This is a genomic window from Streptomyces sp. NPDC025651, from assembly GCF_055558735.1.
In genome coordinates, this window is sequence record NZ_JBVHLZ010000013.1 from 71414 (window position 1) to 97864 (window position 26451).

Annotated in this window: 23 protein-coding genes and 1 pseudogene; 17 read left to right on the forward strand and 7 right to left on the reverse strand. The window is 71.4% G+C overall.

The features are described from left to right. Positions 1-26 precede the first annotated feature (26 nt). A complete protein-coding gene (locus ACZ4D5_RS36075) occupies positions 27-1208 on the forward strand; it encodes a D-alanine--D-alanine ligase family protein (RefSeq protein ID WP_467776705.1) in 1182 nt (393 codons plus the stop codon). A 25-nt stretch (positions 1209-1233) separates the two neighbouring features. Here ACZ4D5_RS36075 and ACZ4D5_RS36080 read toward each other — a convergent pair whose 3' ends face one another. Both ACZ4D5_RS36080 and ACZ4D5_RS36085 read right to left on the reverse strand, forming a co-directional pair. Beyond that, positions 1234-1731: a DUF3515 domain-containing protein gene (locus ACZ4D5_RS36080; RefSeq protein WP_467776706.1), complete on the reverse strand. Its 498-nt coding sequence runs from the start codon at positions 1729-1731 to the stop codon at positions 1234-1236. A 20-nt stretch (positions 1732-1751) separates the two neighbouring features. Next, on the reverse strand, positions 1752-1985 hold the full coding sequence (locus tag ACZ4D5_RS36085; protein ID WP_016642988.1) for an Lrp/AsnC family transcriptional regulator: 234 nt from the start codon (positions 1983-1985) through the stop codon (positions 1752-1754). Between the two features lie 210 nt (positions 1986-2195). Here ACZ4D5_RS36085 and ACZ4D5_RS36090 point away from each other — a divergent pair, with 210 nt between their 5' ends. Both ACZ4D5_RS36090 and thiD read left to right on the forward strand, forming a co-directional pair. Next, positions 2196-3164: a thiamine-phosphate kinase gene (locus tag ACZ4D5_RS36090; protein ID WP_467776707.1), complete on the forward strand. Its 969-nt coding sequence runs from the start codon at positions 2196-2198 to the stop codon at positions 3162-3164. Then, the gene (thiD, locus tag ACZ4D5_RS36095; RefSeq protein ID WP_467776708.1) at positions 3161-3955 is read left to right on the forward strand and encodes a bifunctional hydroxymethylpyrimidine kinase/phosphomethylpyrimidine kinase; all 795 of its coding nucleotides are present in this window, start codon (positions 3161-3163) and stop codon (positions 3953-3955) included. The genes ACZ4D5_RS36090 and thiD overlap by 4 nt, the downstream gene beginning before the upstream one ends. Before the next feature lie 260 nt (positions 3956-4215). On the opposite strand, the pseudogene ACZ4D5_RS36100 reads toward thiD, so the two are convergent. The 3 genes and pseudogenes from ACZ4D5_RS36100 to rpmB all read right to left on the reverse strand — a co-directional run. Next, a pseudogene (locus tag ACZ4D5_RS36100) lies at positions 4216-5262 on the reverse strand (FAD-dependent monooxygenase); the annotation flags it as partial. Positions 5263-5297: 35 nt separating this feature from the next. Beyond that, complete coding sequence (locus ACZ4D5_RS36105; protein ID WP_467776709.1) at positions 5298-8414, reverse strand: AfsR/SARP family transcriptional regulator; 3117 nt, start codon at positions 8412-8414, stop codon at positions 5298-5300. Between the two features lie 137 nt (positions 8415-8551). Further along, a complete protein-coding gene (gene rpmB, locus ACZ4D5_RS36110) occupies positions 8552-8737 on the reverse strand; it encodes a 50S ribosomal protein L28 (RefSeq protein WP_030195073.1) in 186 nt (61 codons plus the stop codon). Positions 8738-8976: 239 nt separating this feature from the next. Here rpmB and ACZ4D5_RS36115 point away from each other — a divergent pair, with 239 nt between their 5' ends. From ACZ4D5_RS36115 to mutM, 9 genes are all read left to right on the forward strand, one after another. Next, a complete protein-coding gene (locus ACZ4D5_RS36115) occupies positions 8977-10656 on the forward strand; it encodes a DAK2 domain-containing protein (RefSeq protein WP_467776710.1) in 1680 nt (559 codons plus the stop codon). A 60-nt stretch (positions 10657-10716) separates the two neighbouring features. Further along, positions 10717-12918 carry an ATP-dependent DNA helicase RecG gene (recG, locus tag ACZ4D5_RS36120; RefSeq protein WP_467776711.1) on the forward strand — a complete coding sequence of 734 codons (2202 nt, stop codon included), beginning with the start codon at positions 10717-10719 and terminating at the stop codon, positions 12916-12918. A gap of 67 nt (positions 12919-12985) precedes the next feature. After that, positions 12986-13579, forward strand: a complete 594-nt coding sequence (gene rsmD, locus ACZ4D5_RS36125) for a 16S rRNA (guanine(966)-N(2))-methyltransferase RsmD (protein WP_467776712.1) — start codon at positions 12986-12988, stop codon at positions 13577-13579. 26 nt (positions 13580-13605) lie between these two features. After that, a complete protein-coding gene (gene coaD, locus ACZ4D5_RS36130) occupies positions 13606-14085 on the forward strand; it encodes a pantetheine-phosphate adenylyltransferase (RefSeq protein WP_467776824.1) in 480 nt (159 codons plus the stop codon). Positions 14086-14196: 111 nt separating this feature from the next. Next, entirely contained in the window at positions 14197-15246 is a 1050-nt protein-coding gene (locus ACZ4D5_RS36135; protein ID WP_467776713.1) for an ATP synthase subunit B family protein, read from the forward strand. Between the two features lie 131 nt (positions 15247-15377). Further along, the gene (locus tag ACZ4D5_RS36140; RefSeq protein WP_362340019.1) at positions 15378-16061 is read left to right on the forward strand and encodes a YceD family protein; all 684 of its coding nucleotides are present in this window, start codon (positions 15378-15380) and stop codon (positions 16059-16061) included. A gap of 2 nt (positions 16062-16063) precedes the next feature. Then, the gene (gene rpmF, locus ACZ4D5_RS36145) at positions 16064-16237 is read left to right on the forward strand and encodes a 50S ribosomal protein L32 (protein WP_026165248.1); all 174 of its coding nucleotides are present in this window, start codon (positions 16064-16066) and stop codon (positions 16235-16237) included. Between the two features lie 7 nt (positions 16238-16244). Beyond that, positions 16245-17063, forward strand: a complete 819-nt coding sequence (gene rnc / locus ACZ4D5_RS36150) for a ribonuclease III (RefSeq protein ID WP_362340018.1) — start codon at positions 16245-16247, stop codon at positions 17061-17063. A 65-nt stretch (positions 17064-17128) separates the two neighbouring features. Continuing rightward, positions 17129-17989: a bifunctional DNA-formamidopyrimidine glycosylase/DNA-(apurinic or apyrimidinic site) lyase gene (gene mutM, locus ACZ4D5_RS36155; RefSeq protein ID WP_467776714.1), complete on the forward strand. Its 861-nt coding sequence runs from the start codon at positions 17129-17131 to the stop codon at positions 17987-17989. Here mutM and ACZ4D5_RS36160 read toward each other — a convergent pair. Next, the gene (locus ACZ4D5_RS36160) at positions 17962-18342 is read right to left on the reverse strand and encodes a winged helix-turn-helix transcriptional regulator (RefSeq protein WP_467776715.1); all 381 of its coding nucleotides are present in this window, start codon (positions 18340-18342) and stop codon (positions 17962-17964) included. The genes mutM and ACZ4D5_RS36160 overlap by 28 nt on opposite strands. Positions 18343-18489: 147 nt before the next feature. On the opposite strand from ACZ4D5_RS36160, the gene ACZ4D5_RS36165 reads away from it, so the two are divergent. Further along, a complete protein-coding gene (locus tag ACZ4D5_RS36165) occupies positions 18490-19080 on the forward strand; it encodes a flavodoxin family protein (RefSeq protein ID WP_467776716.1) in 591 nt (196 codons plus the stop codon). Positions 19081-19118: 38 nt separating this feature from the next. Here ACZ4D5_RS36165 and ACZ4D5_RS36170 read toward each other — a convergent pair whose 3' ends face one another. Beyond that, positions 19119-19997 carry a CAP domain-containing protein gene (locus ACZ4D5_RS36170; RefSeq protein WP_467776717.1) on the reverse strand — a complete coding sequence of 293 codons (879 nt, stop codon included), beginning with the start codon at positions 19995-19997 and terminating at the stop codon, positions 19119-19121. 129 nt (positions 19998-20126) lie between these two features. On the opposite strand from ACZ4D5_RS36170, the gene ACZ4D5_RS36175 reads away from it, so the two are divergent. The 4 genes from ACZ4D5_RS36175 to ACZ4D5_RS36190 all read left to right on the forward strand — a co-directional run bounded on the left by ACZ4D5_RS36175 (position 20127) and on the right by ACZ4D5_RS36190 (position 26439). Further along, positions 20127-20408: an acylphosphatase gene (locus ACZ4D5_RS36175; RefSeq protein WP_392143155.1), complete on the forward strand. Its 282-nt coding sequence runs from the start codon at positions 20127-20129 to the stop codon at positions 20406-20408. A 403-nt stretch (positions 20409-20811) separates the two neighbouring features. Further along, entirely contained in the window at positions 20812-21015 is a 204-nt protein-coding gene (locus tag ACZ4D5_RS36180; protein ID WP_098245029.1) for a hypothetical protein, read from the forward strand. A gap of 218 nt (positions 21016-21233) precedes the next feature. Then, on the forward strand, positions 21234-24785 hold the full coding sequence (gene smc / locus ACZ4D5_RS36185) for a chromosome segregation protein SMC (RefSeq protein ID WP_467776718.1): 3552 nt from the start codon (positions 21234-21236) through the stop codon (positions 24783-24785). A gap of 229 nt (positions 24786-25014) precedes the next feature. After that, complete coding sequence (locus tag ACZ4D5_RS36190; protein ID WP_467776719.1) at positions 25015-26439, forward strand: sugar porter family MFS transporter; 1425 nt, start codon at positions 25015-25017, stop codon at positions 26437-26439. The last annotated feature ends 12 nt before the right edge of the window (positions 26440-26451 follow it).

The following is a 26451-nucleotide window of genomic DNA, read 5'->3' on the forward strand; positions in this document are numbered from 1 at the left end:
GGGACAGCGGGTACTCTCGACGCGATATGAGCAGCGAGAACCTCCCCCAGAGCCCTGAGCCCCGCCCCGAGCCGAGCTCTGAGCAGCCGGTCCGCAAGCCGCGTGTGGCCGTCGTGTTCGGCGGTCGCAGCTCGGAGCACGGCATCTCCGTCGTCACGGCCGGCGCCGTGCTGCGCGCGATCGACCGGACCAAGTACGACGTCCTGCCGATCGGCATCACCACGGACGGCCGTTGGGCGCTGACCGCCGACGAGCCCGACCGGATGGCCATCACCGACCGCAAGGTGCCGAGCGTCGCCGAACTCGCCGACTCCGTGGAGGGCGGCGTCGTCCTGCCGCTCGACCCGAGCAACCGCGAGGTCGTCTACAGCGAGCCCGGCTCCGTGCCCAAGGCGCTGGGCGAGGTCGACGTCGTCTTCCCGATGCTGCACGGTCCCTACGGAGAGGACGGCACCCTCCAGGGGCTGCTCGAACTCTCCGGAGTGCCCTACGTCGGCTCCGGTGTCCTCGCCTCGGCCGTCGGCCAGGACAAGGACTACATGAAGCGGGTGTTCGCGTCCTTCGGCCTGAACGTCGGCCCCTACCTCGTGATCCGCCCCCGCGAGTGGCGCCAGGACGAGGCGGGTGCCCGGCAGCGCATCGCGGACTTCGCCGGCGAGCACGGCTGGCCGCTGTTCATCAAGCCCGCGCGCGCGGGTTCGTCGATCGGCATCACGAAGGTCGACTCCTTCGAAGGCCTCGACGAGGCGATCGCCGAGGCACAGCGCCACGACCCCAAGATCCTCGTCGAGGCGCTGCTGCGCGGCCGCGAGATCGAGTGCGGCGTCCTGGAGTTCGAGGACGGCCCGCGCGCGAGCGTGCCGGCCGAGATCCCGCCCGTGCAGGCGCACGATTACTACGACTTCGAGGCCAAGTACATCGACTCGACGCCCGGCATCGTGCCCGCGCCGCTGACGCCCGAGGAGACCGCGGAGATCCAGCGGCTCGCGGTCGACGCGTTCGAGGCGGCGTCCTGCGAGGGCCTGGTGCGCGCGGACTTCTTCCTCACGGAGGACGGGCAGTTCGTGATCAACGAGATCAACACGATGCCGGGCTTCACGCCCATCTCGATGTACCCGCAGATGTGGGAGAAGAGCGGCGTCGGCTACGCGGAGCTGGTGGACCGCCTCATCCAGGCGGCGCTCAACCGCTCGACGGGGCTGCGCTAGCGGCCGAGGGGCCGTCCCCACGCCGTCAGGCGATCCCCTTGGGGATGGTCTTCTTGATGGGGGCGGCGAAGTCCGTGAGCGGGCCGAGGCCGTCCCCCGTCCGCTCCTCGGGCAGTTTCACCTCGACGTAGGCGAGGCGTGCCCCGGTGGTGAAGGTGTACGAGCCGTCGTCGTTCTTCTGCAGGAGCCAGGCCACGCCGTTGACCTTCACGCCGTTCTTCTCGGCGTACGCGGGATCGATCATCTCCGGGGGCCGCTCCACACCGCAGCGCAGTATGATCGCCGGGTCTCCCCACCCGGCGGTCAGCTCGGACGTGGGGCCGGGGTCCGTGCGCTCAAGACCGTCGAGCTTCTTCGGGAGCTGCTTGTGCAGGTCCCGGCAGAGTCCCGCTGCCTTCGCGTTCGGGGACGGAACCACCACCGACGCCTCGTCGTCCGTAGATGAGCAGGCCGCTGTCGTGATCAACAGGGCGAGAGCGGACGTTCCTGTGAGGCAGCGGCGCCGGAGGCGGGGGATGTTCACCGGGCCAGGGTAGACGGGGGCTACAAGTGCACGACCGGGCAGGTCAGCGTTCTGGTGATGCCATCCACCTGCTGGACCTTGGCGACCACCATGCGGCCGAGCTCGTCCACCGTGTCCGCCTGGGCGCGCACGATGACATCGTAGGGACCGGTCACGTCCTCGGCCTGGATCACTCCTGGGATCTTGCCGATCAGCTCGGCGACGGTCGACGCCTTGCCGACCTCTGTTTGGATCAGGATGTACGCCTGTACCACGGAACCTCCAGGGCGGCCACGAGGATCATGTGGGGGAGAAGGGACGCCACGGTACCGCGTCGCCGCTCGCCGCGGGGAGACCCGGGCGACCTGTGGCGCGCACATCGTGGTGGACGGACAACACAAGTTGACGGTCATGTCGACCGTACCGACGACAGAGACGGCTCGCGACCGGGGGCCGGGCAGCGTGAAAGGGCATGGTGAGACTCGGTGAAGGGAACCGTGGGCGAGTTGGGGGAGTTCGGGCTCATCAGAGAGCTCACCTCCCGGCTCACCTCCACTCCGGCCGTACGGCTCGGCCCTGGCGATGACGCCGCGGTCGTGTCCGCTCCGGACCGCAGGGTCGTGGCGAGCACCGACATCCTCCTGGAGGGGCGGCACTTCCGCAGGGACTGGTCCACGGCGTACGACGTGGGCCGCAAGGCCGCCGCGCAGAACCTCGCCGACATCGCGGCCATGGGTGCCGTGCCGACCGCGATCCTGCTGGGCCTGGTCGTCCCCGCCGAACTGCCCGCAAGCTGGCCGACCGAGCTGATGGACGGCCTCAGGGACGAGTGCCAGGTCGCGGGCGCGGCCGTCGTCGGCGGCGATGTCGTCCGTGGCGACACGATCACCGTCTCGATCACCGCGCTCGGCGACCTGCGCAACCACGAGCCGGTCACGCGCGCGGGTGCCCAGCCCGGCGACGTCGTCGCCGTCACGGGCTGGTTGGGCTGGTCCGCCGCGGGGCACGCGGTGCTCTCCCGCGGCTTCCGCTCGCCCCGCGCCTTCGTGGAGGCCCACCGCAGGCCCGAACCGCCGTACCACGCGGGCCCCGCGGCCGCCGGGCTCGGCGCCACCTCCATGACGGACGTGAGCGACGGGCTCATCGCCGACCTCGGGCACATCGCCGAGTCCAGCAAGGTGCGCATCGACATCCGCTCCGGAGACGTCGACGTGCCCTCCCAGATGAACGACATCGGCCAGGCCGTCGGCGTCGACCCGCTGCAGTGGGTGCTCAACGGCGGCGAGGACCACGCGATCGTGGCGACGTTCCCCGCGGACGTGAAGCTGCCCGCCCGCTGGAAGGTCATCGGGGAGGTCCTCAACCCCTCGGCGCTGCCCCAGGTGACGGTGGACGGCGCCCCGTGGACCAGCAAGGGCTGGGACCACTTCGGGGACGACGGGGACACCGAGTGACCGCGCCGCCGCGGGTGCTCACCGTCGCGGGGTCCGACTCCGGGGGCGGCGCGGGCATCCAGGCCGACCTGAAGACGATGCTGGCCCTCGGCACGCACGGCATGAGCGTCGTCACCGCCGTCACCGCGCAGAACTCCCTTGGCGTACAGGGCTTCTGGGAGCTTCCGGCGGAGGCGGTGCGGGCCCAGTACCGCAGCGTCGTCGACGACATCGGCGTGCAGGCCGTGAAGACCGGCATGCTCGCGTCGGCCGAACTGGTCGACGCGGTCGCCGAGTTGCTCGCGGACACGGACGCGCCGGCCGTCGTCGACCCGGTCGGCGTCTCCAAGCACGGCGACTCGCTGCTCGCCGCCTCCGCGCTGGACTCCGTCCGTACGAAGCTGCTGCCGGTCGCCACGGTCGCGACGCCCAACCTCGACGAGGTCGCCCAACTGACCGGCGTCCAGGTCGAGTCCGAGGACGGTCTGCGGCGCGCGGCGGCGGCCGTCCTCGCGTACGGACCGAAGTGGGTGCTCATCAAGGGCGGCCATCTGAGCGGTGACGCCGTGGACCTGCTCACCGACGGCTCCGAGGAGCACCTGCTGCGCGCCCCGCGCCACGACAACCGCCACACGCACGGCACGGGCTGCACGCTCGCCAGCGCGATCGCGTCGCAGCTGGCGAAGGGGCAGGGCGTGCCGGAGGCCGTCGCGGCCGCCAAGCGGTACGTCACCGGGGCGATCGCCGCGGGCTTCCCGCTCGGCGGCGGGATCGGCCCGGTGGATCACGGCTGGCGGTTCAGGGAGGCGTAGTCCCGCGCGGGCTGCCGTTCCGGCGCGTAGTCCTTGAGCGTGAGGTCGCTCGCGGCCTTCTCCGTCAGCCGCTTGAAGAAGCCGGCCAGGAAGCGGGAGCTGAGCACGCGGTACGCCTGGTCGCGGCTGCGGATCTTCTTCTCGGTCGGCGGCGCGAGGAAGGGGCCCGTGTTGTCCGAGATCTTCTGGCAGCCCTTGGCGTAGCCGTGGATCTCCGCCTCGTACGCGGCGAAGGCGACCCGGTGGTCGCCCCGCGCGGCCGCGAGCTCGCCGGCCAGGACGTACGCGGACACCAGGGCCGTGCCCGTCCCGATGCCGCCCATCGTGGCGCCGTACCCGGCGTCCCCGAGAAGGACCACACGGCCCTGCGAGAGCCGGTCGACGTGGATCTGGGCGATGGCGTCGAAGTACAGGTCCTCGGCGCCCTCCAGCCCGGCCAGCGCCTTTTCGGCGTGCTTCCAGCCCATGCCCGCGAACCGCTCCGCGAGGATCTTCTTCTGCTGCGCGGCGTCGTGCCGGTCGAAGTCGAGCCGCTCGGAACGGAAGACCAGGCCCACGCCCGCCCTCTCCGGGTCGCCGTCGTAGTTGCTGAACATGACGGTGCGGCCGGGTTCGCTGTAGAGGCGGGCCGTGCGGTCGAGGCCCAGGTGGTTGGGGACGTCGAAGCCCGCCATGTAGTAGCCCAGGAACCGCAGGTACCGCGACTCGTCGCCGAAGACCAGGCGGCGGGTGTGGGAGTGCAGCCCGTCGGCGCCGACGACGAGGTCGAAGCGGCGGGGAGCCCCGTGGTCGAAGGTCACGGCGACGCCTTCGGAGTCCTCGGTCAGCGAGGCGATGGAGTCTCCGAAGACGTACTCCACGCGGTCCTTGGTGCGCTCGTAAAGGATCTTGGAGAGGTCGCCGCGGAAGATCTCCACGTCACCGCTCATCAGGAACGCGGGCAGATCGACCCGCTCCGTGTCGTCGGCCTCGACGATGGTCTGGCGGCCCATGTGCGTCTGCCTGCGGTGGACCTCGTCCCAGATGCCCATGCGCCGCAGCACGGTGCGGTGCACCTCGCCCCGGAAGTCGACGGCGAAGCCGCCCTCGCGCAGGGCGGGCGCCTTCTCCACGACGGTGACGCGGGCTCCGTAGCGAGCCAGCCACAGGGCGAGCGCGGGGCCCGCGACGCTGGCGCCGGAGATCAGGACGTTCAGGTGGGCGAGGCTGTGGGTGGGGGTCTGAGGGGTGCTTGTCCGGGAGGTGCTTGCCCGGGAGGTGTTCGTCCGGGAGGTGTTTGTCCGAGAGGCGCTCGTCTTCTTCGTCATGTCAGGAAGCCTCGGGCCGGCCGCTGACCGTACGCCTACCGTTCCCTGACCGCCGCTGACCGCAGGCTCCGGCCCCGCTCGAAGGCCTTCTCGTAGGCCTGTGGGGAGAGCCGCGCGCGGGCCGCTTCCTCCAGGGGTACGACATCGGGGTCGTCGGCGATCAAGGTGCCGCGCAGGCCGTGGGCGGCGCCCAGGAGCAGGGCGGTCTCCTCCGGGGCCGCGGCGGTGGCCGCCAACGCCTCGGCCACCTCGGCCAGTTCACCGATGCCCGTGGTGAGGGTGCCGGTGCCCGAGGCGTGGATGTCGGCGCCCGAAGCCAGCACGCGGGCCTGCTCGAACCAGTCGGCGGCCTCCTGCGCGCGGGATTCGGCGAGCGCTGTCCTGCCGAGGCCCACCAGGATCCGCACGCTCTCCGCGAGGCTGAACCAGTTGGCGGCGCAGGCCTCCAGAGCCGCTTCGTAGTGCTCACGCGCGCGTGCCGTGTCTCCCGACAGACGGGCCACGTCCCCGAGTCCGCGCCGCGCGGTCGCCACCTTGTCGGGGACGCCCGTGGTGCGGGCGAGCGCCGCCGCGTGGGTGAAGTGGGCGGTGGCCTCCTCGAAGTCGCCCTGGTGCAGCAGGACCGTGCCGCGCTGGTGCAGCAGATCGGCGGTCTCCTCCGGGGCACCCAACTCCCGTACGTGTACGAGACCTTCGTCCAGCAGCCGCAGGGCGCGCTCCCGGTCGCCCCGCCAGTCGGCGAACATCCCCAGCGGATCCAGGCAGTTGGCCATGCCCCAGCGGTCACCGGCCGTACGGAAGCCCGCCAGGGCGCGGGCGAAGGCCGCCTCGGACGCGTCGGGACGGCCCGCGAACAACTCCTGGAAGCCCTGGCCGATGTCGAGCAGGGCCACCCCCCAGGGGTGGTCGCCCACCTGGTCCCGCACCCGGTCCTCCATGGCACGCGCGGGACCGCCCGCGATCGACCAGAGCACCACCAGGTGCGGCAGCCGCAGGGGCCCCTCGAGAGCGGCGAGCAGGCCGTCCGCGCGTGCGAGGCGCTCCGGTTCGGCGGGGTCGTCGCCGGTCCCCGCGATCGTGTTGACCAGGCAGAGGACGTACTCCTCGGCGAGGCCCTCCGGGGGCTCGGTGCCCACCGCGTCGAGGAGTTCGAGGGAGAGCGGGGTGCGCTCTCCGTAGAGGCCGCGCAGCCGCCAGAACCAGGAGAGCGCGGCCATCAGCCGGAGCCCGCCGAGCGGTTCGGTGCGGGTCAGGTGGCGCAGTGCGGCATCCAGGTTGCCCTGCTCGGCGGCGAGCCGGGCCAGCCAGGGCAGTTGCTCGCGCCCGCGCAGCCGCGGCTCGGCGCGCTCGGCGAGGGACAGGAAGTGCGCGGCGTGCGCGGCCCGCAGCCGCTCCTCCTCGCCCGCGTCGGCCAGCCGCCGGGCGCAGAAGGCGCGAATGGTCTGCAGCATGCCGTAGCGCCCGTCGGCCACTTCGAGGAACGACTTCTCCGCGAGGGAGGCGAGCAGGTCCTCCGGGTACGGGATCCCGCAGACGGCCTCCACGGCGTCGAGCGTGGCCCCCGAGGGGAACACCGTCAGGCGGCGGGCCAGCTCCCGCTCCTCGTCGTCGAGCAGCTCCCAGCTCCACTCCACGACCGCGTGCAGGGTGCGGTGCCGGGCCGCCTTCGTGCGGTCGCCCCGGGACAGGAGCCGGAAGCGGTCGCCGAGGCGGGCGGCGAGCTCGTCCAGGGTGAGGGTGCGGAGCCGGGCGGCGGCCAGCTCGATGGCGAGCGGAAGGCCGTCGAGGGCCGCGCAGATCTCGGCGACGAGCCGCTCCCGGTGCTCGACACCGCCGCTCTTGTCCCGGTCCACGTCAGCGCGCGTGTGCCGGTCCGTGTCCACGCGCGCGTAGTGGTCGGCCACATCCGGCCGTACGGCGGCGGCCCGGTCGGCGAAGAGCCGGGCCGCGGGCCCGGCGGCGAGCGGCGGCACCGGCCACAGGACCTCGCCCGTGATGCCGAGCCCCTCACGGCTGGTGGCCAGCACCCGCACCCCGGGGCAGGCCCCGAGCAGCAGCCCGGCGACCCGCGCCGCGTCGTCGACGAGGTGTTCGCAGTTGTCCAGGACGAGCAGCAGCTCACGGCCGCGCAGCGCGGACAGCAGCCGCTCGGTGGTGTCACCGCCCGGCGCGTGGAAGCCGTCCCGTACGCCGAGCGCGGTGAGGATCGCGTACGGGACCCCGGCCCCGTCGGCGAGCGGCGCCAGTTCCACGTAGCAGACGTCCGGCAGCGCGCGGGCGGCCTCGATCGCGAGCCGCGTCTTGCCCGCGCCGCCCGGCCCGGTGAGCGTGACGAGCCGGGCCTCGGCCAGCAGGGCGCCGATCCTCGCGAGCTCGTCGGAGCGCCCGATGAACCGCGTCAGCTGCGCGGGCACGCCCCGCTGTCGGGCCGGCTCCTGGCCCTGGAGCAGCTCCAGGTGGAGCGCGGACAGCTCGGCGGAGGGGTCGGTGCCGAGTTCGTCCGCGAGGGTGCGCCGCGCCTCCTCGTAGACGGTGAGGGCCTCGGCGGGGCGCCCGCCCGCGTGCAACGCCCGCATCAGCTGGCCGTGGAGCCGCTCGCTCAGCGGATGCCCGGCGATCAGTTCCCGCAGCTCCGGTACGAGCTCGGCGCCGCCGCCCAGCGCGAGATCCGCGTCGACGCGGTCCTGGACGGCGGCCAGGCGCTGCTCTTCGAGGCGGGCGACGAGCGGCCCCGCATCCGGGAGGTCGGCGAGGGCGGGGCCGCGCCACAGGCCGAGCGCCTCCCTCAGGAGTGCGGCGGCCCGCGGCCGGTCCCCGGAGCCGAGCGCCCGGCGCCCCTCGCGGGCCAGGCGTTCGAAGCGGTGCAGGTCGACGTCCTCGGGGGCGACGGCGATGCGATAGCCGGTGGGGGCCGCCTCGATGGCCAGGCCCAGGCGCTTGCGCAGCCGGGAGACCTGGGACTGCAGGGCGTTCGCGGCGCCCGCGGGCGGCTCGTCCCCGTAGAGGCCCTCGGTCAGCCGCTCCACGGAGACGGTGCGGCCCGCGTCCAGGAGCAGCAGGGTGAGCAGCGCGCGCGGACGCGGCCCGCCGGGGTCCAGCGGGGTGCCGTCGGGGGAGCGTACGTCGAGGGGACCGAGGATGCCGAAGCGCATCCGCAAGATTCTGGCAGGTGCCCCTCCCGGCAGGCCTCCCTGTGGGCACAACAGGTCCCCCTGGGGGCACACGAAAAAGCCGGTTCCCTAAAAGGGAACCGGCTTTTTCAGCAACCAGCTAGGTGGCCGCGCTGGCGTCAGCGCGAGACCTTGCCGGCCTTGATGCACGAGGTGCAGGCGTTGAGGCGCTTCGGCGTCCCGCCGACCACGGCACGCACACGCTGGATGTTCGGGTTCCAGCGACGGGGCGTACGGCGGTGCGAGTGCGAGATGTTGTTGCCGAAGCCCGGCCCCTTGCCGCAGACGTCGCAGTTGGCAGCCACGGGTCACTCCAAAGACTTCAGATGCACTTACGGTTAAACCCGGCATGCCGGGATCAGTGCAATGATCGGAGTGGCGTTGCCAGGAGGAATGGCCCGATGCGTATCGGGCAACCGGAGCAGCATACAACGACTGCTTCGGTACAACGAAACTACCATGGCTCGCCCGGCCCCCGCCCCGGGGCCTCTGTTCACCCTGGGTCTACGCTGCGTCCATTCCGGATGGTCAAGGAGGCGAACAGGTGCCGCAGAACCTCGACGCGGTCGCGGTGCGCGCCTGGTGCCGACTGACTCTGGACGCGCTCGGCAGGGCCCGCGAGGAGATCGACTCGATCAACGTCTATCCGGTCGCGGACGGGGACACGGGGACGAACCTCTATCTGACCGTGGAGTCCGCCTCACAGGCCGTCGACGCGGCGTTCACGGGCCACGAGCCCGCTCTGCCCTCGCTGGCCGAGACCGTGCGCGCGATGGCGCACGGAGCGCTCATCGGGGCCCGCGGGAACTCGGGCACGATCCTGTCGCAGCTGCTGCGGGGTATGGCGCAGGTCCTCGGGGGGCCGGAAGGCGGTCCCGAAGCCGAACCCGACCGTGAGGCAGATCACGTCGACGGGCAGACCCTGGCCCTCGCGTTCCGACGTGCCGCCGACCTCGCCTACCAAGCCGTCGCGCACCCGGTCGAGGGCACCGTCCTGACGGTGGCGACCGCGGCGGCCCGGGCCGCCGCGGATCTCGAAGGCGACTGCGGGGCGGTCGCGTGGGCCGCGTACGACGGCGCCTGCGCGGCCCTGGAGGCGACGCCCGGACAACTCGCGGTCCTGGGGCGCGCGGGAGTCGTGGACGCCGGCGGGCGCGGGCTCGTCGCGGTCCTCGGGGCGCTGGTGGGCGTGCTGTCGGGCGAGACGGTGGTCCTCAAGAGCGCCGAGAGCGGTCACAAGGGTGCCGAGGGCGGCCACGCGCGCGTGGAGGCCGTCGAGTGCGAGGACCTGCCGGGGGACACGGGCGGCCCCGCCTTCGAGGTGATCTATCTCCTGGAGGCGGACGACGACGCCGTCGACCGGCTGCGGAACCGGCTCGACCGGCTCGGCGACTCGCTCGTCGTGGTCGGCGGCGACGGGCTCTGGAACGTCCACGTCCATGTCGACGACGCGGGCGCGGCCGTCGAGGCGGGCGTGGAGGCGGGCCGTCCGCACCGCATCCGCATCACGCACTTCGGAGCGGGCGACGCGCACGCCACCGCGCAGCCGCCCCGGGAACGTACGCAACGAGCCATCGTCGCCGTCGTGCCCGGCGAGGGCCTTGCCGGGCTCTACGCCGAGGCAGGGGCGACCACCGTGCCCGCGCGCGTGGGGGAGCCGCCCGCGAGCGGCGAACTCGTCGACGCGATCCGGCGGGCCCACGCGCACGAGGTGGTGCTCCTGCCCAACGACGGCGAGCTGCGCCACACCGCGGCCGCCGCGGCGGAACAGGCGAGGACGGAAGGCGTGCGGGTCGCGCTGATCCCCACCCGCTCCGCGGTCCAGGGCATCGCGGCTCTCGCCGTGCACGAGCCGGACCGCCGCTTCGACGAGGACGTCGTCGCCATGACGTCGGCGGCCGGCGCGACCCGGTACGGCGAACTGGCCGTCGCCGAGCGGCAGTCGTGGACCATGGCCGGCATCTGCCAGGCCGGGGACGTCCTCGGCCTGATCGACGGCGACGTCGCGGTGATCGGCTCCGACGTGGCGCCCACCGCGGTCTCGGTGCTCGACCGCATGCTGTCGGCGGGCGGCGAGATGGTCACGCTCGTGCTCGGCGACGACGTGCCCGAGACCGTCGCGGAGCACCTGGAGAAGCATGTGCGCGAGGCGTATCTGGCGGTCGACACCGTGGTCTACCGCGGCGGCCGCCAGTCGGCGCTGCTGCTGATCGGCGTGGAGTAGCGCCCCGGTGGGCGGCGGATTCGGGACGCGTACGCCGGATTGTCAGTGGCGTGGTGTGCAATGGATCTCGTGCCTGCGCTCGAAGAACCCCTGAAGAAAGTGGTCGGCCCCGCCACCGCGAAGGTGATGGCCGAGCACCTCGACCTGCACACGGTCGGCGACCTCCTGCACCACTACCCGCGGAAGTACGCGGAGCGGGGCGAGCTCACCCGCCTCGCCGAACTCCCGCTGGACGAGCACGTCACGGTGGTCGCCCAGGTCGCGAGCGCCCGCATCCTGAAGTTCAACGGCGGCAGGGGCCAGCGTCTGGAGGTCACGATCACCGACGGCAGCGGCCAGGTCCAGCTCGTCTTCTTCGGCCGCGGCATCCACAAGCCGCACAAGGACCTGCTGCCCGGCACCCGCGCGATGTTCGCCGGCAAGGTCTCGGTCTTCAACCGCAAGATGCAGCTGGCCCACCCGGCGTACCAACTCCTCAAGGGCGACGGCGACCAGGCCGGCGAGGCCGTCGGCTCCTGGGCGGGCGCCCTCCTGCCGATCTATCCGGCCACCGCCAAGCTGGAGTCCTGGAAGATCGCCAAGTCGGTCGACATGGTCCTGCCCAGCGCCCAGGAGGCCGTGGACCCGCTGCCGCCCGCCCTGCGCGACGGGCGCGGGCTCGTCCCGCTCACCGAAGCGCTCCTGAAGATCCACCGGCCGCACTCGAAGGCGGACATCGCCGCCGCCCGCGACCGCCTCAAGTGGGACGAGGCGTTCGTCCTCCAGGTGGCCCTGGCCAGGAGGCGGTATGCGGACGCGCAGCTGCCCGCCGTGGCCCGCAGGCCCAAGGAGGGCGGCCTCCTCGACGCCTTCGACGCCAAGCTGCCCTTCACGCTCACCGAAGGCCAGGAGAAGGTCTCCAAGGAGATCTTCGACGACCTCGCCACCGAGCACCCGATGCACCGCCTCCTCCAGGGAGAGGTCGGCTCCGGCAAGACGATGGTGGCGCTGCGCGCCATGCTCGCCGTCGTGGACGCGGGCGGGCAGGCCGCGATGCTCGCGCCCACCGAAGTCCTCGCCCAGCAGCACCACCGCTCGATCGTGGAGATGATGGGCGAGCTCGCCGAGGGCGGGATGCTCGGCGGCGCCGAGCAGGCCACCAAGGTCACGCTGCTCACCGGCTCCATGGGCGCCGCCGCCCGCCGCCAGGCCCTTCTGGACCTCGTCACCGGCGAGGCGGGCATCGTCATCGGCACGCACGCGCTGATCGAGGACAAGGTCCAGTTCCACGACCTCGGCCTGGTCGTCGTCGACGAGCAGCACCGCTTCGGCGTCGAGCAGCGCGACGCCCTGCGCGGCAAGGGCAAGCAGCCCCCGCACCTCCTGGTCATGACGGCCACCCCCATTCCGCGCACGGTCGCGATGACGGTCTTCGGCGACCTGGAGACCTCCGTCCTGGACCAGCTCCCCGCCGGGCGCTCGCCGATCGCCAGCCATGTCGTCCCCGCCCAGGACAAGCCCCACTTCCTCGCCCGCGCGTGGGAGCGCGTGCGCGAGGAGGTGGAGAACGGCCACCAGGCGTACGTGGTCTGCCCCCGCATCGGCGACGAGGAGGAGGACCCGAAGAAGGCCAAGAAGAAGGCCGAGGAAGAGGCCACCGCCGAGAAGCGGCCGCCGCTCGCCGTGATCGAGGTCGCCGAGCAGCTCGCGCGCGGGCCCCTCCAGGGTCTGAAGGTCGAGGTCCTGCACGGCCGCATGCAGCCCGACGACAAGGACGCGGTGATGCGCCGCTTCGCCGCGGGCGAGACCCAGGTCCTGGTCGCCACGACGGTCATCGAGGTCGGGGTCAACGTCCCGAACGCCACCGCCATGGTGATCATGGACGCGGACCGCTTCGGCGTCTCCCAGCTGCACCAGCTCCGCGGCCGCGTCGGCCGCGGGTCGGCCCCGGGCCTCTGCCTCCTGGTCACGGACATGCCCGAGGCCAGCCCCGCCCGCGGCCGCCTCGGCGCCGTCGCCTCGACGCTCGACGGCTTCGAGCTCTCCCGCATCGACCTGGAGCAGCGCCGCGAGGGCGACGTGCTCGGCCAGGCCCAGTCGGGTGTCCGCTCCAGCCTGCGCATGCTCGCCGTCATCGAGGACGAGGAGGTCATCGCAGCCGCCCGCGAGGAGGCCGTCGCGGTCGTCACGGAGGACCCCGACCTGGAGCACCTGCCCGCGCTGCGCACCGCCCTGGACGCCCTGCTCGACGCCGAGCGCGAGCAGTACCTCGACAAGGGCTGACGGCCGTGCACGCCATATCGTGGGGTGAGCCCACCAACGTGGCGCATCCCCAGCCAGAAGGACTCAGATGACCCGCGTGATCGCCGGCTCGGCCGGCGGACGCCGCCTCGCCGTCCCGCCAGGGAACGGCACCCGCCCCACGTCCGACCGCGCGCGGGAGGGCCTGTTCTCCACCTGGCAGGCCCTGCAGGGCACGCTCGACGGCGCGCGTGTGCTCGATCTGTACGCGGGATCCGGCGCCGTGGGCCTGGAGGCGCTGTCCCGCGGCGCCGCCCACACCCTGCTCGTCGAGGCGGACGCCAGGGCGGCACGCACCATCAGGGAGAACGTGAAGGCGGTGGGCCTGCCCGGCGCCGAGGTGAGAGCGGGCAAAGCCGCCCAGATCGTCCAGGGGGGCGCTCCCGCCGCCCCGTACGACCTGGTCTTCCTCGACCCTCCGTACGCCGTCGAAGATGACGATCTTCGGGAGATCCTCCTCACACTCCGCTCGGAACGCTGGCTCACGGACGACGCGCTCGTCACCGTTGAACGCAGTACGAGAGGCGGAGAATTCGGCTGGCCGGAGGGTTTTGACCCCCTCAGGTCCCGTCGCTACGGCGAAGGGACGTTTTGGTACGGTCGCGCCGCCTCTACGTGCGACGACTCAGAGATCGCGCCATGACCGGACCGGAGAGCGAGGGACTCACGTTGCGCCGCGCCGTCTGTCCGGGGTCTTTCGACCCCATCACCAATGGACACCTCGACATCATCGCCCGCGCCTCCAAGCTGTACGACGTGGTGCACGTCGCGGTGATGATCAACCAGTCGAAGAAGGGCCTCTTCGAGATCGAGGAGCGGATCGACCTGATCCGCCAGGTCACCGCCGACTTCGGCAACGTGGAGGTCGAGTCCTTCCACGGCCTCCTCGTCGACTTCTGCAAGCAGCGCGACATCCCGGCCATCGTCAAGGGCCTGCGCGCCGTCAGCGACTTCGACTACGAACTCCAGATGGCCCAGATGAACAACGGCCTCTCGGGCGTCGAGACCCTGTTCGTCCCGACGAACCCCACCTACAGCTTCCTCTCCTCCTCGCTGGTCAAGGAGGTCGCGGCCTGGGGCGGCGACGTCGCCCACCTGCTGCCGCCGCTGGTCCACGAGGCCCTCGTCGAACGCCTGGGCAAGAAGTGACCCCTGTGCGGACCTCCTGACAGTGCGTCACCCGGTGTCGGGCGGGCGGCCGGTGGCCTTACAGTCGTCCCGTCCGTCTCCCAACCAGCTGTAGAGAGTGGCGAGCCATCGGTGGACGTGCAGAAGAAGCTCGACGACATCGTCGAGGCGATCGGCAGTGCCCGGTCCATGCCCATGTCGGCCTCGTGCGTGGTCAACCGCGCCGATCTGCTCTCGATGCTCGAAGAGGTCAGGCAGGCCCTGCCCGGCTCTCTCGCCCAGGCTCAGGAGCTCATCGGCGGCCGTGAGCAGCTGGTCGAGCAGGCCCGCCAGGAGGCGGAGCGGATCATCGAGACCGCGCACGCCGAGCGCGGCTCCCTGATCTCCGACACGGAGGTCGCCCGCCGCTCCCAGGGCGAGGCCGAACGCATCCTCGCCGAGGCCCGCCAGGCCGCCGAAGAGGTCCGCGTCGAGGCCGACGACTACGTGGACAGCAAGCTCGCCAACTTCGAGGTCGTCCTCACCAAGACCCTCGGCTCCGTCGGCCGCGGCCGCGAGAAGCTCCTCGGCACCGGACCCGGCCTCGACGAGCAGGGCTACGAGGACGAGGACGCCCCCGAGCGCAGCCACGACCCCGAGACCCTGCGCCGCAACGCCGACGCGTACGTCGACGCCAAGCTCGGCGCCTTCGAGGCGGTCCTCGCCAAGACCCTGGAGGCCGTCGGCAAGGGCCGCCAGACCCTGCACGGCCGCGCCCCCGCCGACGAGCTCGGCAGCCTCGCGGAGGGCGCCACCACCCAGGGGCACACCACCGACGCCGAGTACCTCGCCGACCTCGCGGGCCCCACGCCCGCCGCGGAGCCCGCCGCCCCGCCGCAGCCGGCCCAGGCCCCGCCGATCCCGGCCCAGCAGCCGTACGCGCCGCCCCAGCAGCAGCCCGACCCGTACGGGTACCAGCAGCAGGACCAGTACGCGTACCAGCAGCAGGCCTACGGCCAGCAGGACCCGTACGCCGCGTACCCGCAGCAGGACCAGTACGGCTATCCCCAGCAGGGCTACGACCAGCCGCAGCAGCCGCAGTACCAGCAGGCCCCCGCGCCCGCGGCCCTCGAGGAGACCAGCCTCTTCGACACGACCATGATCAGCGCCGAGCAGCTGCGCCAGTACGAGCAGGGGCGCTAGGGGCGCATCGGGACCGGATTGGGCCGAGAGCGGATGGTCAAGTATCCTGGCTCTTCGGTCGCGCATACGTCCGCGACTCCGGCTGCCCACCCAAGCCTCACTTCTGAGGCATCAGTGCGGCGGCCCCTCCTATGGACCTCCAGGATTCGAAAGCAGGAAAAGCCCTGAGCACGCGCCTCGACCACCGCAACCCCCTCGTGTTCGACACACACGAGCTGGGTCGGCGTCCCGGTGCCATGCAGCGGCTGACCCGCGAGATCGAGGCACCGGCCTCGCCGGCGTCCTTCGGTATCGAAGGTGTCATCGGGGTGCCGCAGGGCGCCCCGGTCGAGCTGGAGATCCGCCTTGAGTCGGTCATGGAAGGGGTGCTTGTCACAGGCACCGCCCGTGCATCGGCCGAGGGGGAGTGCGTAAGGTGTCTGGAGCCGCTCGAGCTGGAGCTCGACGCGGACTTCCAGGAGATGTTCTCGTACCCTGACGCCGACGACCGGGGCCGCACCGCGGAACCGGCCGACGACGCCGAGGAAGACGAGGACAGGCTCTTTCTCGAGGACGGCATGTTCGACCTCGAGCCTGTGCTGCGTGATGCGGTGGTGCTCGCACTGCCGATGCAGCCGGTGTGCCAGGACGACTGTCCGGGCCTGTGCTCCCAGTGCGGAGTGCGGCTCGCGGACGACCCGGACCACCACCACGACGCCGTCGACATCCGTTGGGCGGCTTTGCAGGGACTCGCTGGCACCATCCAGGACGGCGAGAAGGACGAGATGAGCGGCGCCGAAGCGGAAGCGGGCGTCGACGAGAAGCAGGAGAAGTAGCCGTGGCTGTTCCGAAGCGGAAGATGTCGCGCAGCAACACGCGCCACCGCCGGTCGCAGTGGAAGGCTGCGGTCCCCACCCTGGTTTCGTGTGAGCGTTGCCAGGAGCCCAAGCAGCAGCACATCGCGTGCCCGAGCTGCGGCACCTACAACAAGCGCCAGGTCCTCGAGGTCTGAGCGGCTGGTGAGAGGCACCGTGTCTAGCCCCAAGAAGGCGGAAGACGCCAAGAAACTGGCGGAGACAACGGCCTCGTCCCACACGCTTCTGGAAGGGCGGCTCGGGTACAAGCTCGAGTCCGCCCTTCTGGTGCGCGCGCTGACCCACCGTTCGTACGCGTACGAGAACGGCGGCCTGCCGACGAACGAGCGCCTGGAGTTCCTCGGTGACTCCGTGCTCGGTCTCGTCGTCACGGACACGCTGTACCGCACCCACCCCGACCTGCCCGAAGGCCAGCTGGCCAAGTTGCGGGCCGCGGTGGTCAATTCGCGTGCGCTTGCGGAGGTAAGCCGTGGCCTCGAACTGGGCTCCTTCATCCGGCTCGGCCGGGGCGAAGAGGGCACCGGAGGCCGGGACAAGGCATCCATCCTCGCCGACACCCTTGAAGCGGTGATCGGCGCGGTCTATCTGGACCAGGGTCTGGACGCGGCGGGCGAGCTGGTGCACCGGCTCTTCGACCCGCTGATCGAGAAGTCCTCGAACCTGGGTGCGGGCCTGGACTGGAAGACCAGTCTCCAGGAGCTCACCGCGACGGAGAGCCTCGGCGTGCCCGAGTACCTCGTCTCGGAGAGCGGACCCGACCACGAGAAGACCTTTACTGCTGCCGCCCGCGTCGGAGGCGTCTCGTACGGCACCGGCACCGGCCGCAGCAAGAAGGAAGCGGAGCAGCAGGCCGCCGAGTCCGCGTGGCGCGCGATCCGTGCCGCCGCGGACGAGCGGGCGAAGGCGGCGGAGGCCGCCGCTGCCGCGCAGTCCGAGGGGACCGCCGACACCCCCTCGGCCTGACGCCGCATATCCTTTGATGCCGGTCGCCCCTTCGGGGGCGGCCGGCATCTGTGCTGGAGGAGACCATGCCCGAGTTGCCCGAAGTCGAAGTCGTCCGCCGTGGCCTGGAGCGCTGGGTCAGCGGTCGCGTCGTCGCGGATGTGCAGGTGCTGCATCCGCGCGCGGTGCGGCGGCACGTCGCGGGCGGCGAGGACTTCGGCGCCCGGCTCGCGGGGCACCGGATCGGGCTCGCCCAGCGGCGCGGCAAGTACCTGTGGCTGCCGCTCGCCGACTCCGCGCAGTCCGTCCTGGCCCATCTGGGCATGAGCGGCCAGCTTCTCGTGCAGCCCCAAGAGGCGCCGGACGAGAGGCACTTGAGGATCCGGGTGCGGTTCGCGGACGAGCAGGGCACCGAGCTGCGCTTCGTCGACCAGCGCACCTTCGGCGGGCTCTCGCTGCACGACACCACCGCCGACGGACTCCCCGACGTCATCGCGCACATCGCGCGCGACCCCCTCGACGAGGCGTTCGACGACGCGGCCTTCCACCTCGCGCTGCGTGCCCGCCGTACGACGATCAAGCGGGCGCTGCTCGACCAGTCGCTGATCAGCGGCGTCGGCAACATCTATGCGGACGAGGCCCTTTGGCGCTCGAAGCTGCACTACGAACGGCCCACCGGCGCCTTCACGCGCCCGCGCACGGCCGAACTCCTGGGCCACGTACGGGATGTGATGAACGCGGCCCTGGCCGTCGGCGGCACCACCTTCGACAGCCTCTACGTGAACGTGAACGGCGAATCGGGGTACTTCGACCGGTCGTTGGACGCCTACGGCCGTGAGAACGAGCCGTGCCGCCGCTGCGGCACCCCGATCCGCAGGCGCCCCTGGATGAACCGGTCGAGCTACTTCTGCCCGCGCTGTCAGAGGGCGCCGCGCGCCTCGTCGTAGCGCTCCTGGGCCGTGCGGACCTCGTCCTGCCGGGCCTCCACGAAGCGGATCAGCGTCAGCAGGCGCTCGGCGACCTCCTGTCCCAGCGGGGTGAGGCGGTAGTCCACGCGCGGCGGGTTGGTCGGCTGCGCGTCGCGGTGCACCAGGCCGTCGCGCTCCAGCGCGTGCAGGGTCTGGGACAGCATCTTCTCGCTCACGCCGTCGACGCGGCGGCGCAGTTCGTTGAAGCGGAACGTGCCGTCGTGCAGCGCGCCGAGGGTGAGCGCTCCCCAGCGTCCTGTGACGTGCTCCAGCGTGCTCCGCGACGGGCACTGCCGGGAGAACACGTCGTACGCCATGTCCGTGGAATCCATGCAGACACCATACTCTCGCGCAGCGCTTGCCGCTGGGTTGCGCTAACTGAAAGTTAGTGCTTTCCTTCTTCTTGTGCCTGCCGGACCCCGGCGATCCACCCAGCCATGACCTGACGCAGCCCTGCCCTCACGAGGAGTACACCCGTCATGACCAGCCCTGTTGTCGCCATCGCCTACCACTCCGGCTACGGCCACACCGCCGTCGTCGCCGAGGCCGTCCGCGCCGGTGCCGCCGACGCGGGCGCCACCGTTCACCTGATCAAGGTCGACGAGATCACCGAAGCCCAGTGGGAGCTGCTCGACGCGGCCGACGCGATCGTCTTCGGCTCGCCCACCTACATGGGCACCGCCTCCGGCGCCTTCCACGTCTTCGCCGAGGCCACGTCCAAGCGCTGGTTCGCCAAGGCCTGGCACGACAAGCTGGCCGCCGGGTTCACCAACTCCGGCTCCAAGAGCGGCGACAAGCTGCACACCCTGCAGTACTTCCAGACGCTCGCGGCGCAGCACGCCATGCACTGGGTGAACCTCGGACTGACCCCGGGCTGGAACTCCACCACGGGTTCGGAGAACGACCTCAACCGCCTGGGCTTCTTCTCCGGAGCCGCCGCCCAGACCAACTCCGACGACGGCCCCGAGGGCGTGCACAAGGCGGACATCGCCACGGCCGAACACCTCGGCCGCCGCGTCACCGAGACGGCGCGCGTCTTCCTCGCGGGCAAGGCGTCCGTCGCGGCCTGACCCCGGGCCGTCCCGCCGTCAGCGGGACCGTCCGCCGGTCAGAAGCCGAAGTCCTGCGTCCACCACGGGCCGCCCTGCGCGAAGTGCGCGCCGACGCCCATGGTCCTGTAGTCGCAGTTGAGGATGTTGGCGCGGTGGCCGGGGCTGTTCATCCAGGCGTCCATCACGGACTGGGCGTTGGCCTGCCCGCGGGCGATGTTCTCGCCGCCCAGGTCCGAGATGCCCGCCTTCTCGGCGCGGTCCCACGGCGTCGCGCCGTCCGGGTCGGTGTGGTCGAAGAAGTCCCGCTCGGCCATGTCGGCGCTGAACTGCCCGGCCAGCGCCGCGAGCCGGTCGTCCGCCCGCACCGGCCTGCAGCCCGCCTTGGCCCGCTCCTGGTTGACCAGCGTGAGCACCGCGGCCTCGGCCGCGCTCTCGTCGGACGGCGACTGCGGGGGAGTGGCGGGAGCCTTGGGCTTCTCCTCCTGCGTACGAGAGGGACTCGGCGTCGCCTTCTTCTCGTCGGCGTCCGGCTTCGGCGCCGGGGAGGACGGCTTCTGCGAGGGCGTCTTCGACGGCTTTGGGTCGGCCTTGGACGGGGCCGGGGCGGGCGCCTGTGAGCGGCCCGTGCCACGGCTGGGCGAGGGCGCGCCGCGGTCGGCGGTGCCGTCGGTGCCGCCCTGCGGGTCCACCTGGGTCGGGGAGCCCGCGGAGCGCACCTGGCCGGGGTCGTCGCTGCCGAGCCGGTAGGTGTCGGCGCCGGGCACCAGGCCCGAAGCGACCGCGACGGCACCCATCGCGACGGCGGCGGAGACACCGAGCAGGCCCGTGCGGACCGGGGCGGCGGCGCGGCCCCCGCGGCGGTGCGACACCGTCCCCGGTTGGATCTCAGGGGTGGCGGCGGCGCGGCCGGCGCCGGAGCGTCGGTGGCGTCCCATCTCCTGGCCTTTCGTCCTTACGATCAACGTGACTCACCCATACGGGTGAGGCTCATCGAGTCCGGACTGTACGCGATGGCGCATGGGGGCGAAGTGCTCCGAGAGCAATTGGCCGGTTAGCGTGCAGCCATGAACGAAGACGTACGACTCACCGCCTGGGTGCGAGGACGCGTGCAGGCTGTGGGTTTCCGCTGGTTCACGCGGGCCAAGGCCCTCGAGATCGGCGGCCTGAGTGGTTTTGCTCTCAATCTGGAGGACGGTCGCGTCCAGGTCGTCGCCGAGGGGCCCCGCGCCGGCTGTCAGGAACTGCTCGACTGGCTTCGCGAGGGCGACACACCCGGACGGGTCGACGGAGTCACCGAGATCTGGGACACACCACGTGGCATATACGAGACCTTCGCCATTCGCTGACGCTGACCCGGGCGGACGCGGTGGGACGGGGGTCACCGCGTGCCGCGACGTGTGTCCCGGGCAACTGCCTGAGGCAGAAAAGACCTGGTGGTTGCCAAGAACGGCTTGCCGTGGCAGGCTCCGCAGGTAAGGATGATCTCCACGCCCCCAGGGCCCCGAAGGAGAAGCAGCGCCGCCCGTTCCGAGGCCGCGCGCCCCCGGGTCGCCCGCCAATACGGGGTGTGATCGTGTTGACCGTCAAACTTTTTGGTGAGACTCTGGAAGCCCCGCGCACCTTAGCTGTTTGGCATGTGAGAACGGCCAGCAAGACCCAGCGAAACAAAGAGTGCCAAGCACCGCGGGTGCGATTCCCTCACGACCCACACCGCTTCGGTCGGTCACTCAGTGTGGAGGACCATCCATCATGGCAAAGGCGCTTCTCGGTTACGTCGGCGGCAGCGACCCGCGACTCCTCGCCGAGATGCGACGGCTCCAGCAGCGCGTCCAGGACCTCGAATCCGAGCTCGTTCGGATCCAGGCCGAGAACGACGCGCTGGCGGCTGCCGCTTCTCACGAATCGCTCCTGGAGAGCATCGACGTACCCCAGGCGGAGCCTGCGCTCACCTGACCACTACTTGATCAAGTACATACCGGGGCCTTCCCGCAAAGGCGCCTCGTGGTAAGCAAGTGGTCGGGCTGCCCGTGTCAGCCGCTTGTCTCCAGATCTGCAAGGGACGCTTCGGCGTCCCTTCTTTCTTTGCCCCGGCGTACGCTGCTGTCTTTACCGTCTGATGTGCCCTGCATCTTCATGGGTGAAACGGTCAGTGAAAGGTAGAGTCCGACGGCGTGCATCTCAAGGCCCTGACCCTGCGCGGCTTCAAGTCCTTCGCGTCAGCCACGACACTGAAGTTCGAGCCGGGCATCACCTGCGTCGTCGGACCGAACGGTTCCGGCAAGTCCAATGTCGTGGACGCGCTCAGCTGGGTCATGGGCGAACAGGGCGCCAAGTCCCTGCGCGGCGGCAAGATGGAGGACGTCATCTTCGCCGGCACCACCGGGCGGCCGCCGCTCGGCCGGGCCGAGGTGTCCCTCACCATCGACAACTCCGACGGCGCGCTGCCCATCGAGTACGCCGAAGTCACCATCACGCGGATCATGTTCCGCAACGGCGGCAGCGAGTACCAGATCAACGGCGACACCTGCCGCCTCCTCGACATCCAGGAACTGCTCTCCGACTCCGGCATCGGACGCGAGATGCACGTCATCGTCGGACAGGGGCAGCTGGACGGCGTGCTGCACGCCGACCCGATGGGGCGGCGCGCCTTCATCGAGGAGGCCGCGGGCGTCCTCAAGCACCGCAAGCGCAAAGAGAAGGCGCTGCGCAAGCTCGACGCGATGCAGGCCAACCTCGCGCGCGTACAGGACCTGACCGACGAGCTGCGGCGCCAGCTCAAGCCCCTTGGCCGGCAGGCCGCCGTGGCGCGCAGGGCCGCCGTCATCCAGGCCGACCTGCGCGACGCCCGGCTGCGGCTCCTCGCCGACGACCTCGTACGGCTGCGTGAGGCGCTGGACGCGGAGGTCGCCGACGAGGCCGCACTCAAGGAGCGCAAGGAGAGCGCCGAGACCGAGCTGAAGGCCGCCCTGCAGCGCGAGGCGCGGCTGGAGGAAGAGGTGCGGCGCCTCACCCCGCGGCTGCAGCGGGCCCAGCAGACCTGGTACGAGCTGTCGCAGCTGGCCGAGCGGGTGCGCGGCACCGTCTCGCTGGCCGACGCCCGGGTCAAGAGCGCCACCGCCGCGCCGCCCGAGGAGCGGCGCGGGCGCGACCCCGAGGACATGGAGCGCGAGGCCGCCCGCATCCGGGAGCAGGAGGCCGAGCTGACGGCCGCGCTCGAAGCGGCCGAGCACGCCCTGGACGACACGGTGGCCCACCGGGCCGATCTCGAACGGCAGTTGGCGGTCGAGGAGCGGCGACTCAAGGACGTGGCGCGGGCCATCGCCGACCGGCGTGAAGGGCTCGCGCGGCTCGGCGGGCAGGTCAACGCGGCGCGTTCGCGGGCCGCCTCCGCGCAGGCCGAGATCGACCGGCTCGCCCTCGCGCGGGACGAGGCCGCCGAGCGCGCGGTCGCAGCTCAGGAGGAGTACGAGCAGCTCAAGGCCGAGGTCGACGGGCTCGACGCGGACGACGCGGAGCTCGGGGACCGGCACGACGCGGCGAAGCGGGACCTCGCCGAGGCCGAGGCCGCGCTCACCGCGGCGCGGGAGGCGGCCACCGCGGCCGAGCGCAGGCGGGCCGCGGTCGCAGCCCGGCACGAGGCCCTCGCGCTCGGCCTGCGGCGCAAGGACGGCACCGGCGCGCTGGTCGCGGCCAGGGACCAGCTCGCGGGGCTGCTCGGTCCCGCCGCGGCCCTGCTCACTGTCGCCCCGGGCTTCGAGGTGCAGGTCGCGGCCGCGCTCGGCGCGGGGGCCGACGCCATCGCCGTGAACGGTCCCGGCACGGCCGCCGAGGCCATCCGGCTGCTGCGCAAGCAGGACGCCGGGCGCGCGGCGCTGCTGCTCGGCGGCGCCCCCGACGACGTACAGCCGGAGCGTCCCGAGGGGCCGCCGTACGTCGCCGATCTCGTGCGGGGGCCCGACGAGCTGATGCCCGCGGTGCGGCGGCTGCTGCGCGGGGTCGTCGCCGTGGGGACGCTGGAGGACGCCGAGGATCTCGTCCACGCCCACCCGGAGTTGACCGCCGTCACCGCCGAAGGGGATCTGCTCGGGGCGCACTTCGCGCACGGCGGGTCCGCGGGGGCGCCCAGCCTGCTCGAAGTGCAGGCCTCGGTCGACGAGGCCGCCGCCGAGCTGGAGCAACTGGCCGCTCAGTGCGAGGAGTTGACCGAGGCGCAGCGGGCCGCCGGTGAGCGGCGCAAGGAATGTGCCGCGCTGGTCGAGGAGTTGGGGGAGCGGCGCAGGGTCGCCGACCGGGAGAAGTCGTCCGTGGCCCAGCAGTTGGGGCGGCTCGCCGGGCAGGCGCGGGGCGCCACCGGGGAGGCGGAACGGTCCGCCACCGCCGCCGCCAAGGCGCAGGAGGCGCTGGACAGGGCGGTCGAGGAGGCCGAGGAACTCTCCGAACGCCTTGCCGTGGCGGAGGAAGCCCCTGTCGACGAGGAGCCCGACACCTCGGTGCGCGACCGCCTCGCCGCCGACGGTGCCAACGCCCGGCAGACCGAGATGGAGGCCAGGCTCCAGGCGCGTACGCACGAGGAGCGGGTGAAGGGCCTCGCGGGCCGTGCCGACTCCCTCGACCGGGCCGCGCGCGCCGAACGTGAGGCACGCGCGCGTGCCGAGCAGCGCAGGGCGCGCCTTCGCCACGAGGCGGCGGTCGCCGAGGCCGTGGCGTCCGGCGGGCGCCAGCTGCTCGCCCACGTCGAGGTCTCCCTGGTCCGCGCCCAGGAGGAACGTGCCGCCGCCGAGCGCGCCAAGGAGGTGCGGGAGCGGGATCTGGACGTCGCGCGGGGCCAGGGCCGTGATCTCAAGGCCGAGCTGGACAAGCTGACGGATTCGGTCCACCGCGGCGAGGTACTCGGTGCCGAGAAGCGGCTGCGGATCGAGCAGCTGGAGACCAAGGCGCTGGAGGAGCTCGGTGTGGAGCCGGCGGGACTCGTGGCCGACTACGGCCCCGATCAGCCCGTGCCGCCCTCGCCCCCCGCCGAGGGCGAGGAGCTGCCCGAGGACCCCGAGCACCCGCGGAACAAGCCGGTGCCGTTCGTCCGCGGCGAGCAGGAGAAGCGGCTCAAGTCGGCCGAACGGGCGTATCAGCAGCTCGGAAAGGTGAACCCGCTGGCCCTTGAGGAGTTCGCGGCGCTGGAGGAACGGCACAAGTTCCTGAGCGAGCAGCTGGAAGACCTCAAGAAGACGAGGGCCGATCTCCTCCAGGTGGTGAAGGAGGTCGACGAGCGCGTCGAGCAGGTCTTCACCGAGGCCTACCACGACACGGCCCGGGAGTTCGAGGGCGTCTTCTCGCGGCTCTTCCCCGGCGGCGAGGGGCGGCTGATCCTGACCGACCCCGACAACATGCTCACCACGGGCGTCGACGTCGAGGCCCGACCGCCGGGCAAGAAGGTCAAGCGGCTCTCGCTGCTGTCGGGTGGTGAGCGGTCGCTGACGGCCGTGGCGCTGCTCGTTTCGATCTTCAAGGCCCGGCCCAGCCCGTTCTATGTGATGGACGAGGTCGAGGCGGCGCTCGACGACACCAATCTGCAGCGGCTCATCCGCATCATGCAGGAGCTGCAGGAGGCCTCGCAGCTCATCGTGATCACGCACCAGAAGCGCACGATGGAGGTCGCCGACGCGTTGTACGGCGTCTCCATGCAGGGCGACGGCGTCTCGAAGGTCATCAGTCAGAGGCTCCGCTAGCCGGTCCGGCAGCCAGGCCGAGGACCCACTTCAAGAGTTCAAGCCTTGAACGCACGTAGCCTCACGTTGCCCTCAAATTCACAGCAGCCCACCTATTGACTTCGAAACTTGAAGGCATAGTCTCTGCAACGTTGCTTTTACCTTCAGGTGGTGGGCGGCGTGAAGTTGTGCGCCACTTGAAGAGCTCGCCCCCACCCCGGCAACGTTGCCGGTGGCCCGAGGAGTACACGTGACCAGCACATCGCAGGCGCCTCAGTCCGGAGCCAGAGAGGCCCAGCCGGACCATCTCGGCCATGTCATCTTCATTACGGCGGCCGCCGCGATGGGTGGCTTCCTCTTCGGCTACGACAGTTCGGTGATCAACGGCGCGACCGTCGCCATCCAGCACCGCTTCGACGTCGACGCCAACATGCTCGGCTGGATCATCGCCACCGCCCTGCTGGGCTGTGCCGTCGGTGCCGCGGTCGCGGGGCGCATCGCCGACCGCATCGGCCGCATCCGCTGCATGCAGATCGCCGCCGTCCTCTTCGCGGCCAGCGCCATCGGTTCGGCCCTGCCGTTCGCGGCCTGGGACCTGACGGTGTGGCGCCTCATCGGCGGCATCGGCATCGGCATGGCCTCGGTCATCGGCCCGGCCTACATCGCCGAGGTCGCGCCGCCCGCCTACCGCGGCCGGCTCGCCTCGTTCCAGCAGGCCGCGATCGTGATCGGCATCGCCGTCTCCCAGCTGGTCAACTGGGGCATCCTGAACATGGCCGACGGCGACCAGCGCGGCAAGCTGATGGGCCTGGAGGCCTGGCAGTGGATGCTCGGCGTCATGGTCATCCCGGCCGTCCTCTACGGCCTGCTGTCCTTCATCATCCCCGAGTCGCCGCGCTTCCTGATCTCGGTCGGCCGGGACGTCGAGGCCAAGAAGGTGCTCGGCGAGGTCGAGGGGACCGCCATCGACCTGGACGCGCGCGTCGCCGAGATCGAGGCGGGCATGCGCAGCGAGCACAAGCCGTCGTTCAAGGACCTGCTCGGCAAGGTCGGCTTCCTGCCGATCGTCTGGATCGGCATCGGGCTCTCGGTCTTCCAGCAGCTCGTCGGCATCAACGTGATCTTCTACTACTCGAACCAGCTGTGGCAGTCGATCGGCAAGGACCCGTCCAGCTCGTTCCTGTACTCCTTCGAGACGTCGATCGTGAACATCGTCGGTACGGTCATCGCGATGATCTTCGTCGACCGCATCGGCCGCAAGCCGCTGGCGATCATCGGGTCCGCGGGCATGGCGGCCGCCCTGTTCACCATGGCGTGGGCGTTCTCGTACAAGACCGGCTCCGGTGACACCGTCTCGCTGCCGAACGCGCAGGGCCTGACCGCGATCATCGCCGCCAACGCCTTCGTGCTCTTCTTCGCCCTGTCCTGGGGCGTGGTGGTCTGGGTGCTGCTCGGCGAGATCTTCCCGAACCGCATCCGTGCCGCCGCGCTCGGTGTGGCCGCGGCCGCCCAGTGGCTCGCCAACTTCGCGATCACCAAGACCTTCCCGAGCATGTCCGAGTGGTCGCTGACCGGCTCGTACATCATTTACGGCGCCTTCGCGGCGCTCTCGATCCCCTTCGTCATGAAGTTCGTCAAGGAGACGAAGGGTAAGGCCCTGGAGGAGATGGGCTAAAACCCCGCTGCC